This is a genomic window from Paenibacillus sp. 1_12, from assembly GCF_900114475.1.
In the GTDB taxonomy this organism is placed as follows: Bacteria; Bacillota; Bacilli; order Paenibacillales; family NBRC-103111; genus Paenibacillus_S.
Window position 1 is genome coordinate 369,344 of the sequence record NZ_FOTE01000005.1, and the last position, 12,418, is coordinate 381,761.

The following is a 12,418-nucleotide window of genomic DNA, read 5'->3' on the forward strand; positions in this document are numbered from 1 at the left end:
AGTTTAGATAACACAGGATTTCTTTCGTGCAGCGTGACATTGTAGATTTACGGCGACCGGAAGCGCGGTGATATGACAGCCGTACGTTTCAACTGCCACCCATAGAGCTGTACTCGTTCCGCCTAAGCCTTGTGGTCCAATTCCCGTCTTATTGATTTCCTCCAACAAATCCTTCTCCAGCTCAGCAATATGTGGTTCATGATGATATTCGCCCACATTCCGCAAAATCGCTTCCTTGGCAATCTCAGTTACTTTATCGAAACTTCCGCCAATGCCTACACCTACAACCAAGGGTGGACATGCCCTGCCGCCTGCTGCAATGATCGTATCCATTACAAATTTTTTGACACCGGCAGCGCCATCTCCTGGAAGCAAAAACTTCATTGCGCTCATATTCTCGCTTCCGCCGCCCTTCGGCAGCACTGTGAGCTTAATTTGATCTCCTGGAACAATTTCAGTATGAATGACGCCGGGGGTATTATCGTTCGTATTTTTACGCAATAACGGATCGCCTACAATCGAATTGCGCAAGTATCCATCCTTATATCCCTTCCTAATTCCATCGTGAATCGCTTCATTGAAGCTTCCGCCTTCGATATGGACATCCTGCCCCACCTTGGCATAGACGACAGTAAGCCCTGTATCATGGCAATACGGCCGATCTTCTTCAGCAGCCAATTGTGCATTCTCGAGTAATTGATCCAGAATGCTTTTGCCCAGAGGAGATTTTTCGGTTGCACTTGCTTTGCGGAAGCCCTCAACAATATCCTCCGGTAAGTAATAGCAGGCCTCCATGCACAAAATAGCTACAGCATCACGAATTTGATCAACATGAATTGTCCTCATTATTCTTTCATCCTCTCTACGATTCTCAGATTGCCTGCGTCTTCTTAGATTTCACCGAAAAAGCTTTTCCTCGCTGGAGCAATCCATTGGTCCATCTCTTCCCGCTTTTCTTCGCCTACCAATCGGTTTACAAGTACATCATGCCAAATATAATCCTCCAGCAAATAAATATGAGCCGGATCGTCCGTATAAAACGCATTGCCGCCATGCTCAATGGAATTTCCGTAGAACAGCTCTTGGCCGTCTATCGATATAATGAACCAAGGATGGTCAACATGCGCTACGTAATGGGTTTTCCGATGGAGATCCAGCCCAGGCAGTGAATCTTCCACTTGGAATAATATGCCTCTTAGCAAGCACCCCTCTTGCCGCTCCTTCAGATCATCCTGCAGCTTAACGTACATCGGCTCCCATAACGAAAGCACGATCCGCTTGCGGGCACGTCGAATAAGGACTCGGCAAAAAGATAGGATATTGTCTTCCCCTTTTACTGTAGAAACGTAAATTTCAGGCTCAGGCTCCTGCTTTTCAAGCGCTTTCAATTCGTTCTCCAGACTGCTGTACGTTTCTTCCCATTTTGTCTTCATCGACTCTAGGAAAACTTCGACCGGTAAAGACGAGTAATGGGCTCCACCTTCGCTTTCCTGCTTCATGACCAGTCCATGCTGCACCAAGCCATTCAACACATCATACACCCGCGCTCGCGGTACGCCCGATACTTTACTGATCTGATAGGCATTGGAGAGACCCAACGGAACTAATGAAAGGTATACCTTGGCCTCATATTGAGTTAACCCCATAGCCTGAATGTTCCGCAGCAGCTCTTCCATTCGCATTCCCCATTTCCACGCCAAACATTAGTGACTATTATAGTAATTACTATCATTGCTGATTTCATATTAACAAATAAAATTAAGGTTTTCAATAACAATTATGATGAGATTAACGTCTTGTTGTCCGAGTGTTGGTTGTGCTCTACATTATCCTTGCAGTAGGTGCCCCCCATTCATTGCGCTAAATAATTAAAGTCAATAAACCAAAATACAGTTGTTTCTTTTCGCGCAAATAGAGCCTGACGTGAAGTCAGGCTCATTTTTCAATAATAACTTTTAATTGCATTCAATTGCTTTCAATTATTTAAAATGGTTTCGATTTTTTCAAGCACTTCATTGTCCAAAGTGATGCCGGAAGCGGCACAGTTTTCGATAACCTGTTCCGGTCGGCTAGCACCGACTAAAGTGCTGGCAACATTATCCTGCCTTAAAATCCAAGCCAAGGCTAACTGCGAAATTTTAATACCCAATTCATTGGAAATCTTCTCCAGCTGCTCAACCTTGATTAATTGACTTTCCTTTAAATTGTTCTCTCCCCAACTTTTGCTGGCAGCGCGACTGTCGGAAGGAATGGCTGCGCCAGGACGGTATTTGCCAGTCAATATGCCTTGTGCTAGCGGCGAGAAAACGACTTGACCGATTCCGTTTTTTGTACCAAGTGGGATGATTTCTTTCTCAATGTAACGGTTGAACATGTTATAGACCGGCTGGTTGACAATGATCCGATCCAGTAAATATTTATCTGATATGGCCAATGCTTCCTGCATCTGAGCTGCTGTCCATTCACTGATACCAGCGTAGAGTACTTTACCTTGAGATATCAGATCATCGATAGCCCGCAGCGTTTCTTCTACTGGTGTTTGAGGGTCATACCGGTGGCAATAATAAATATCAACATAGTCCACATCCAAACGCTTTAAGCTCGCATGGCACTGCTCCATCAAATGTTTGCGTGACAAACCGCGATCGTTCGGGCCATCGCCCATCGGCCAAAATACCTTGGTAGCCAGAACATAGGATTCACGTGGATAAGCACTTAATATTTTGCCTACCACTTTCTCTGCTTCGCCCCGTTCATACGCATTTGCCGTATCGAAAAAATTGATGCCGAGGTCATACGCCTGCTCAATAGATTTGACTGCTTTATCATTTTCCACGTAACCGCCATAGGTCATCCAGCTACCAAGACTGATTTCACTGACTTTCAAACCACTACCGCCTAGTCTACGATATTTCATTAATAAATACCTCCATGGAATGAGTTTAAGTTACCTGTCCATTGTAAGTTAATGTTCGTCCTAAGGTAAGTACTGAAAATTTATTCCTTTAGTAACTTTGTAGTAAGTTATGGATGGAACGTATACAAAAACAAAAACCGTTAATTCCCCATACAGGTAATTTAACGGTTTTTGTTCGAGTTTTTTGCTTGTGAATCTTACTAGGTTGCGATGCTTTGACTTTTGCTTTTGGAATACGATTTGAGATATTTCATAATGAAGGCATAATCGCCTACGCTTGATTTGACAAATTCGACACCGTAATAGTGGCAATAGGTTGTTGACCGCTGCCAGTTGATATGGCCCGAAATTTCTATTTGATGATTCAGAAGGGTAAATTTAACAGTGATGTTAATGTCATTATCCGCTGCTTTAAGATTTAAGAAAGACTCGATCTGACAACCGTTCTGACTTAAGTCAATGAGTCTAGCTCCCACATCTTTGCTGTTAATTTCCATACCATTAATATCATTAATCGTAAATGGAGATTCGATATTCTCAGCAAATTGATAGCGGAGCGGTTCTTTTCTTCGACTTGTTGCCAAACTAATTCACCTCTTGACATAAGCTAATAGGATCAGTATAACACAATATTTTCCTGATCATTTTAAAGCTTTAGTCAAGTAGAATTCAAATCGTTATCAATCTCCTTCAGCATAGACTTGTGCTTCTCGCGCCTTTTTGTTACATAGAGACATTCAACCCTATTCTCACTGCAGCCTCGGAGATCTGAACCAGCTCCATTTCACTGCTGCTGCCAAAGCTCAGAGAACGCAGCAGCACATGATCCTGGACTAAAGCTTCGAATTCCTTGATACAATTTTGGGTTTCTTCATCTGCTTCAATGACAAGGTCCACACGTTGATCAATAGGAAGATCATATTTCTTGCGTAGATCCTGGACTGCACGGATCAGTTCACGGATCATCCCTTCTTTTTCGAGCTCAATCGTAATCGTAGTATTCAATGAAACGGTCATCTGGTATCCTGTAGCGGATGCATAGCCGATTTTTGCCTGCCGTTCAACCAGCATTTCCTGTGTGGAAACTCGGACGACCTCTCCGTTTTCGGCTTGATAATCCACAAAGCCTTCTTGCAATACCTTCTTTATTTCTGTTTGCACCATATTTCGCAAGAAAGATTGCAGACCAGATACGAGCTTTCCATACTTCGGCCCTGCCATCTTCAGATTCATTTTCAGAGCATAATCGGTTAAATCATCATCGTGCTGTTCGATACGAACAGCTTTTACATTCATCTCATCCTTAATGATTTCTTCAAAATCCGCAACTTGCAGCGTCAGGTCAGTAATTACGATCAATTCCGACAGCGGCTGGCGGTTCTTGATGGCGGTATCATTGCGGATATTGCGTGCCAGCTCCACAATCTGCCGAGTGCGGGCCATGTTCTCCTCCAGAGGAACATCGATAGCTTCGGGGTCTACTGTAGGGAAATCAGCTAAATGAACACTGCCTTCATCTGCCAGGTTCATATACATTTCATCGGCAAGAAACGGGGCAAAGGGGGCGATCAACCTGCTGATCTTCAAAAGCACCTGTCTCATCGTACGGTAAGCTGCACATTTGTCCTCAGTTAGACCATGACCCCAAAACCGCTCCCGCGAGCGACGGATATACCAATTGCTGAATTCGTCAACAAGACCTTCGATTGCTTGAGCAGCCGTCATAAAATCAAAGCCTTCCAAGCTGTCGCTGACCTTAGATATCGTATGGTTAAGCCGGGAAATGATCCATCTATCCAGTAAATGAACAGAATTCACCTTCTGATCTGTGGCATGATCATAATGATCGATGGTTGCATACATCACATAAAAAGCATGGGCATTCATCAGTGTATCGATGACTTTTGATTTGGCTGAAGCCACAATATTCCGTGAGAACCGTTTGCTTAGCCATGGTGCACTATCCGACAGGAGCGCCCAACGGAAAGCATCTGCACCGAATTCCTCGATGATCTCCCAGGGATCAATGACGTTGCCTTTGCTTTTGGACATTTTCTGACCATTCTCATCAAGAATATGCCCTGTTGCCATTACCGCTTTATAAGGCGCTTTACCCGTGAGCAGCGTAGAGATGGCCAGCAAGCTATAAAACCAGCCGCGGGTTTGATCGATCCCCTCACAGATGATGTCCGCTGGAAATTGGTCGGCAAAAGCTGCCTCGTTCTCAAACGGATAGTGGTGCTGGGCAAAGGGCATTGAGCCACTGTCAAACCATACATCGATCACTTCAGACGTACGGACCATTTCACCCGAGCATGCAGAGCAGCTCAACTTTACGTCATCGATAAAAGGTTTATGAAGCTCCAGATTATCCGGCAAAGGCTCTACGGATCTCGCGCGCAAATCTTCTACACTTGATGGCGCATGCTCGCTTCCGCAATCCTGACAGACCCAAACATTCAGCGGTGTTCCCCAATAACGATTGCGGCTTATATTCCAATCGACCAACTCATCGAGAAATTTGCCAAAGCGTCCTTCCTTTACATGACCTGGATACCATTCTACGGATCTGTTATTTTCGATCATTTGCTCCTTGACCGCTGTCGTCCGGATGAACCAGCTTTCCATCGCATAATACAAAAGCGGTGTATGGCAGCGCCAGCAAAAAGGATAGCTGTGCTCATATCTTGCCTTGGCAAACAACAGTCCCCGACTGGACAAATCCTTGACAATATCTACGTCGCAGTCTTTAACAAACCGTCCGACAAATTGCGGAACCGCTTCGGTATAGCAGCCATTCAAACCAACCACACTCAGCATGCCAACTCCATGCTTCTGCGCCGCGCGGTAATCGTCCTCCCCATGGGCAGGTGCGATATGGACAATACCAGTGCCGCTGGTATCACTGACAAAATCGGCACCAATCACGACATATCTGGATGTATGACCCGCTGCGTTCGGATGATCAGCTGCATCCTGATGCTCTGCTCCATTCGTGTGTGTGCCTGTACGTTGCGGTCCTACCCTTTCGCTTGGATAAGGCGCTTCATAAGAAAGGCCCACGAATTCATGACCTTTGTGCTCTGACACAAGCTCATACTCTCCCTGTATAACCTGATTAAGTAGACTTTTGGCAAGGATAAGCACTTCGCCGTTTTGCTTGACTTTGACATAATCCAGATCCGGATGAACAGCAAGCGCCGTATTGGCCGGCAAGGTCCAAGGTGTTGTGGTCCAGGCAAGAAAGCTCTCGTCTGAATGATTTCTGAATTTAACGGTTGCGCTGAGATCCTTCACATCCTCGTAGCCCTGCGCCAATTCGTGGGAGCTTAGTGTTGTTTGGCAGCTTGGGCAATACGGACTGACCCGGTGCCCCTTATTCAGCAGGCCTTCCTTGTGAATATGGGACAAGATGTTCCATACACTTTCGATATAATCGTTGGATAATGTCATGTACGGAGTATCCATATTGGTCCAGTAACCGATAGATTCCGTCAACTCACGCCATTGCTTTTCATATCGAAAGACGCTTGCTTTACATTTCTCAATAAACTTTTCGACGCCATAAGCTTCGATTTCCTGTTTGCCTGAGATTCCGAGCTCCTTTTCCACGCCCAGCTCTACAGGTAAGCCATGGGTATCCCAACCTGCTTTTCGCAAAACCTGATATCCGGTCATCGTCTTATAGCGGCAAATAAAATCTTTAATTACCCTTCCCAGCACATGCCCGATATGCGGCGCTCCATTCGCTGTTGGCGGCCCTTCGTAGAACACAAACCGCGGCTTCCCTAATCGCTGACTGATGGATCTGGGGAAGGTTTGCTCCTGTACCCATTGCTCATATACCCGTTTCTCCCGCTTCGCTGCCTGCTCTTTAACATCAACTGTACGCATACGATCGACTCCTTCTGTTTTATAGCGTGTACAAAAAGGGATAATGTTATAAGAGAAGGGTGTGTCTCCGTTCCCCTAATGAACACGCTCGATGATTAAATTGATTGTAGACAAACAAAAAAATCCCGCCCCTGAAAGGGACGAGATTGAACTCGCGATACCACCCTAATTCCGTGAAAGGTTCGTCATTCCAACCTTCACAGCACCTCAAACTACGCACCAACATGCGTGGCCCTTGTAACGGCGGGATCCCGTTAAAGCTTACTGTAACTTCAGCTTTACTTCTCGGAGAGGATTTTCAGCTAATACATGAACATTGGCTTTCAGCACACGGCCAACTCTCTGGGGAACAAGTGATTAGCATACTCTTTCTCGTTAACGAATTTAAATGATGATGAACTTAATCTACTTTTACAACATTTTCGGATGATTGTCAATGGGGGGATCCGCCGGCTGTACTGGCAGTCGCAACGTAAAGCGGCTTCCTTCTCCTTTCACACTATGCAAACCAAGCGTGCCACCAAGCAGACCTGCAAGTCTTAGGCTAATCGACAAACCAAGTCCTGTTCCTCCGTATCGGCGCGTAAACGCACCATTTTCCTGTTGAAAAGCCTCAAATATGAGATGCTGCTTGTCCTTATCAATACCGATACCCGTGTCCTGAATACTAAATATAATCCAGTCTTCAGACTTTTGAAGTGTATTCGGTCCAGACTGAGAGTCTTTATCCATGTAGATCTGCATCGTGATTGTGCCCTGATCTGTGAATTTAACCGCATTAATAAGCAAATTACGCAAAATTTGGACTAGCCTTTGAGCATCGGATACAAAGTACGCAGGGACATCAGCTCGAAGGTCCACCTTAAATGGCAAACTCTTCTGTTCCATAATCGGAACAAATTGGTGTTCGATAAGCTGTACCAATTCATCAACAGAGAACATCTCCCATACAATTTCCATTTTTCCTGTTTCCATTTTGGAAATATCCAGCATATCATTGATCATCTTCAGAAGCTCGTTGCCAGAGTTATGTATAATATCGCCATAGTTGATCTCTTCCTCTGAATAGCTGCTTCTATCCTCCTCTCGAAGCAATTGGGATAGTGCAATGATGCTGTTAAGCGGGGTTTTCAGCTCATGCGACATATTGGCAATAAACTCGGATTTGTATTGGGAGGCCAGCTCCAACTGCTGCGCTTTCTCCTCTAACTCCCTTTTTTGCTTACGCAGGATCAAATTCATCGTTTTATTCTTCTGCGCGCGCAGCTGTTCCTCATAAAAATCCTTCAAAATGAAAACAAAGAAGGCGTTCACCAAAAGTGCTGCCGGGTAAGTATAAGGAGCTATATGATATAGGTAATTTAGTCTGGGCATAGAAGCGAAAGTAGCAATTCCGATCACCTGAAGAGTATTAATGGAGCATATGGAAATCAATGCTTTCTTATTGTAGCTCCAGGATTTTCTCCGATACAAAGCAACCAGAAAAGCAGCCAGACAGCCGAGCAATAAGATATTAATTGAACCTGTAATCGCCTGAGCCGTAAACCCCGAAATGGTATACCTCAATAAAGCAATACCGATACTGATGATCAGAACGAGCCGAGGATCGCGAAAAAAAATCGTACCAAACACGATAGGCAGCGCACGCAAATCGAACAATGTCGATCCTTGTCCCTGCAAACCAAAAAACATAGCGAGCCAGCCCGCAAAAATAAAAATGCCGACTAGGACAGCCTGCTTCACCTTCCATGTTGTATGTTGAAATATATATTTAAAGCATAAATTGAATAAATACGCAGACGTAATCAGGATACTCAAACTAATTAAAAACGCAATTAAATAATCAATGGTTATCCCCTCCTGCGTCTATTGTACAAGAAATCGAGAATAAGCTCTATCCATAAAAACCTTACACAGAAAAAAGCCCCTCTAGATGAGCGGGGATGAGCGCAACGCGCTTGGTACGGTAAAATTGCAATTCACAACGATCAAACCGAGCAATTTTATCAGGAGTTGTCGGGTACTATGCTGACGCATCGGCAAATCGAGCAGCTAGTTCAGCAAACAGAGGGCTGGATTACAGCACTGCAATTAGTATCGCCCAGTTGGGCATAACGCATAAGGTCAAACCCACATTCAATCAAGCGTATGCCTATATGACGTTAGCCCGTTAGCTAATGGCTGCTGCTGGAAGAGTAAATGTGCTGCTAATGAACGTAAATCATCTTTTTGGTCATTCCTCCATCTACCGTCAAGTTCGTTCCGGTGACAAAGTCATTCTCAGGGTCGGTTAAGTAGAGGCAGGCACGCGCAATATCATCCGGCTTTCCAACTCGTTGCGCCGGATGCTGTTCATGATCCTCCTTGCGAAGGCTGCTGTAGTCGCTCGTTTCGATCCAACCGGGATTGATCGCGTTTACCTGGATTCCGTCAGGACCCAGCGACACGGCAAGCGCATGCGTCAAAGCATCGATTCCACCTTTGGATGCAGCATATGCCTCTGTATTCGCTTCTGACATCATCGATCTTGTAGAGGAGATATTAACGATTGACCCCTTGCCTTGCTTTTTCATGACCTTAGCGGCTTCTCTTGAGCACAGAAAGCACCCGCGTACATTCGTATTCATCACATAATCCCATTCATCCAGTTCCAGCTCATACGGCGACTTTGTTATGCCAAGACCAGCATTATTAATCAAAACATCAATACGTCCAAATTTCTCTTCGATTTGCTGAAAAGCCGGGGCAATCGCCTGACCATCGCTAAGCTCCAACTGAATTGCGTACGACTCAGACCCCGATTGCTGCAGCAGATCCTTAGTTTCACACAGCTTCTGCTCATCTTTATCCACAAGAACGACACTTGCGTTCTGAGCCGCGTAACTCAAAGCAAGTACCCTTCCGATACCGCCCCCCGCGCCCGTAATGACAACAACTAGATTCTCGAATTTGCTCATTGTAGATGCTCCTCTCAGGTAAATGTTATTCTTGTATTATAACTGTAACCCAAAGCAAAATGAACAAGCCTGAGTACTGGTCGATTTCGACTCCATATAAGCTGCAGAAGGTTGACCTTGTTTTGGCCTTGGTATATCATTAATTCGTTGTTTAGAAGTGAATGCATACTCTGTGTCCAAGTAGAACATACATATTAAGATGGTAATCAACCTATCCGTTGTCATGTAAGCAATACTAAAACGTTTTGAATGAGGAGCGATAACCATGGAATTGCGCAATAAGAAAGCCTTGATTACCGGGGCAGGAAAAGGCATCGGAAAAGCGATCGCAATCGCATTAGCCAAAGAAGGTGTTCATCTAGGAATCATTTCTAGAAGTAGTTTAGATCTGGAAGTTCTTCAGGAAGAATTAACCACAGCCTATGGAGTGGATGTCTACATCGCAACCGCCGATATTGCAATTCAGGCAGAGGTCAATGAAGCTGTAACCACTTTGAGCACAAAGCTCGGTTCCGTAGATATCCTTATCAATAATGCGGGAACTGCACAATTCGGCACATTGGTTGATATGGAGCCGGTGCAGTGGGAGCGTATCATTCAAACGAATCTGATGGGCACGTACTATATGACTCGTGCTGTACTGCCAGCTCTACTTAGCCAAAGCAGCGGCAGCATTATCAATATCGCTTCAACTGCAGGAGAAAGAGGCTTTGCTACAGGCTCCGCTTACTGCGCTTCCAAGTTCGCCGTTCTTGGAATGACTGAAGCCCTGATGCAGGAGGTTCGCAAATCCAATATTCGTGTAACAGCTCTCACTCCAAGCACGGTGAATACAGAATTGGCTGTAAATACCGGGCTAAAAATAGGCGATGAGGATCGTATGATGCAGCCGGAGGACGTCGCTGAGCTCGTATTGGTTACGTTGAAATTGCCAGATCGCGTCTTTATTAAAACCGCTGGAATCTGGACAACCAACCCGCAATAGCCTGCATACGTCATAGATTCCTGGTTCGACTTACAGAGGCAACGTGAACACAGCTTTATGATTAAGCGACTAAGACTGTTTCTATCGCACGCATACAAAGAAGAAGACGCCAAAACTGGCGTCTTTTTTCATACGGCTAAAGCTGGATCGCCAGATATCCCATAATCAACGTCAATACAGCTAAAATGATTACGATATATATAAGGTTCCTAACCGATTTTTTGTTTTTCCTTTTAACAGCTTCTACCTGAAGCGCTTTCTGAACAGAGTCGGCAAGCAGATTGAATTTTTCTTCAACCGTATGGATAACGATTCCTTCACAATGAGAACAAAGTCTCTTAAACTCCGTTTGTTTCAAGCAATGAGGGCACTCGACCATAATTTGTGACCACCTTTTAAAAAGAGCAGCCAATATGTGGCTGCTCTGCGATTATTTGCATCTTACTTTGCTTACCCCTGCTTGCTGTTGTTTGCAGCATCGCAAAATTGTTTGAGCGCCTGCTCTACAATCGATCTTGGGCAGGCCAGATTGATTCGCAGCCACCCTTCTCCCTCGGTTCCAAACACCGAGCCTTCACTAAATGCTACTTTTGCCTGACGGAACATCAAGTCCTTGAGCCCTTTAATGTCCAGACCAAGCTCCCGGCAATCCATCCACAATAAATAAGTGCCTTCCGGAACAAGCGGCTTTACTTCCGGCAAGTGTTCAGCCAAATAAGCGATTGCGTAGTCCAGATTTCCTTTGACATAAGTCATCATTTCATCGAGCCAAGCTTCACCTTCATTATAGGCCACCTCAACGGCATCCTGTGCAAAATGCTGCGCCATATGAAGACTAAGTGTTTTGAGACGCTGATCGATGGTTCTTTTGAGTTTCACATTGGAGGCAACGATAAAGGAAGTGTGCAGCCCAGGCAAATTGAACGTTTTGGTAGCAGCTAGGCAAGTAATCGTGATGTCAGCCAGCTCAGGAGACAGCGTAGCGAACGGTATATGCGTATGCCCCGGAAATGTTAAGTCACAATGAATTTCATCAGAGATGACGGTTACCCCATACTGCAGGCAAAGCTCGCCCAGCTTAAGCAGTTCTTCGCGCTCCCACACACGTCCTCCCGGATTGTGAGGGCTGCACAGCAGCAGCAGCTTGGCGCCACTCTTAAATAGCGACTCCAAATAGTCGTAATCCATCTCGAATCTTCCGTTACGCAGAAGCAGTGAGTTCTTGGCAACGATACGGCCATTGCTTTGAATAACGTCGTAAAAAGGATAATACACAGGTGATTGGAGCACAACCTGTCCACCAGGCTCGCTGAACAATTCAACAGCCAGACTTAATGAGGTCACGATACTTGGTGAATCCGTGATCCAGCTGGCCTCAATATTCCAATTGTGACGGCGGCGAAACCAACTGACAATCGATTCCAAATAACTGTCTGTACGGATCGCATATCCGTAAATGCCCAGCACGGCGCGCTGCTTCAATACCTCCTGAATGGCAGGAGGAGCCAAAAAGTCCATATCCGCTACCCATAGCGGAAGAATATCCGGTTCACCGAACAGCTTGCCGCCTTGATCCCATTTATATGAGCGAGTATTCCGTCTATCGTTTAATTGATCAAAATTGAAAGCCAAAAAAGTCACCTCATTATAGATTTTTTAAAATTA

10 protein-coding genes and 1 other annotated feature are annotated in these 12,418 nt (G+C 45.2%); of the genes, 1 reads left to right on the forward strand and 9 read right to left on the reverse strand.

Annotation, left to right across the window (positions count from 1 at the left end; translation table 11 throughout):
• Positions 1 to 3 precede the first annotated feature (3 nt).
• The 7 genes from BM210_RS14325 to BM210_RS14355 form a co-directional block, all read right to left on the reverse strand.
• Positions 4 to 846: a fumarate hydratase gene (locus BM210_RS14325; protein WP_091169232.1), complete on the reverse strand. Its 843-nt coding sequence runs from the start codon at positions 844 to 846 to the stop codon at positions 4 to 6.
• Positions 847 to 890: 44 nt separating this feature from the next.
• The gene (locus BM210_RS14330; protein WP_091169234.1) at positions 891 to 1,676 is read right to left on the reverse strand and encodes a TrmB family transcriptional regulator; all 786 of its coding nucleotides are present in this window, start codon (positions 1,674 to 1,676) and stop codon (positions 891 to 893) included.
• Between the two features lie 299 nt (positions 1,677 to 1,975).
• Positions 1,976 to 2,917, reverse strand: a complete 942-nt coding sequence (locus tag BM210_RS14335) for an aldo/keto reductase family protein (protein WP_091169236.1) — start codon at positions 2,915 to 2,917, stop codon at positions 1,976 to 1,978.
• Positions 2,918 to 3,117: 200 nt separating this feature from the next.
• A complete protein-coding gene (locus BM210_RS14340) occupies positions 3,118 to 3,501 on the reverse strand; it encodes a PilZ domain-containing protein (protein ID WP_091169238.1) in 384 nt (127 codons plus the stop codon).
• 139 nt (positions 3,502 to 3,640) lie between these two features.
• Positions 3,641 to 6,811, reverse strand: a complete 3,171-nt coding sequence (gene ileS, locus BM210_RS14345; protein ID WP_091169241.1) for an isoleucine--tRNA ligase — start codon at positions 6,809 to 6,811, stop codon at positions 3,641 to 3,643.
• Between the two features lie 133 nt (positions 6,812 to 6,944).
• Positions 6,945 to 7,199: a binding site (T-box leader), on the reverse strand.
• Between the two features lie 23 nt (positions 7,200 to 7,222).
• Positions 7,223 to 8,554 (reverse strand): ATP-binding protein, encoded by a 1,332-nt coding sequence (locus tag BM210_RS14350; protein WP_143101049.1) that lies wholly within the window; start codon positions 8,552 to 8,554, stop codon positions 7,223 to 7,225.
• A 464-nt stretch (positions 8,555 to 9,018) separates the two neighbouring features.
• Positions 9,019 to 9,768: an SDR family NAD(P)-dependent oxidoreductase gene (locus BM210_RS14355; RefSeq protein WP_091169244.1), complete on the reverse strand. Its 750-nt coding sequence runs from the start codon at positions 9,766 to 9,768 to the stop codon at positions 9,019 to 9,021.
• 265 nt (positions 9,769 to 10,033) lie between these two features.
• On the opposite strand from BM210_RS14355, the gene BM210_RS14360 reads away from it, so the two are divergent.
• Positions 10,034 to 10,753: a 3-ketoacyl-ACP reductase gene (locus tag BM210_RS14360; RefSeq protein ID WP_091169246.1), complete on the forward strand. Its 720-nt coding sequence runs from the start codon at positions 10,034 to 10,036 to the stop codon at positions 10,751 to 10,753.
• A gap of 136 nt (positions 10,754 to 10,889) precedes the next feature.
• Here BM210_RS14360 and BM210_RS14365 read toward each other — a convergent pair whose 3' ends face one another.
• Both BM210_RS14365 and BM210_RS14370 read right to left on the reverse strand, forming a co-directional pair.
• Positions 10,890 to 11,132, reverse strand: a complete 243-nt coding sequence (locus BM210_RS14365; RefSeq protein ID WP_091169248.1) for a hypothetical protein — start codon at positions 11,130 to 11,132, stop codon at positions 10,890 to 10,892.
• A 71-nt stretch (positions 11,133 to 11,203) separates the two neighbouring features.
• Positions 11,204 to 12,385: a MalY/PatB family protein gene (locus tag BM210_RS14370; protein WP_091169253.1), complete on the reverse strand. Its 1,182-nt coding sequence runs from the start codon at positions 12,383 to 12,385 to the stop codon at positions 11,204 to 11,206.
• Positions 12,386 to 12,418 lie beyond the last annotated feature (33 nt).

Bases quoted from the DNA above. Each gene is read 5' to 3' on its own strand.
- BM210_RS14325 (WP_091169232.1), bottom strand. From the start codon at position 846: ATGAGGACAATTCATGTTGATCAAATTCGTGATGCTGTAGCTATTTTG.
- BM210_RS14360 (WP_091169246.1), top strand. From the start codon at position 10,034: ATGGAATTGCGCAATAAGAAAGCCTTGATTACCGGGGCAGGAAAAGGC.
- BM210_RS14330 (WP_091169234.1), bottom strand. From the start codon at position 1,676: ATGGAAGAGCTGCTGCGGAACATTCAGGCTATGGGGTTAACTCAATAT.
- ileS (WP_091169241.1), bottom strand. From the start codon at position 6,811: ATGCGTACAGTTGATGTTAAAGAGCAGGCAGCGAAGCGGGAGAAACGG.
- BM210_RS14365 (WP_091169248.1), bottom strand. From the start codon at position 11,132: ATGGTCGAGTGCCCTCATTGCTTGAAACAAACGGAGTTTAAGAGACTT.
- BM210_RS14335 (WP_091169236.1), bottom strand. From the start codon at position 2,917: ATGAAATATCGTAGACTAGGCGGTAGTGGTTTGAAAGTCAGTGAAATC.
- BM210_RS14355 (WP_091169244.1), bottom strand. From the start codon at position 9,768: ATGAGCAAATTCGAGAATCTAGTTGTTGTCATTACGGGCGCGGGGGGC.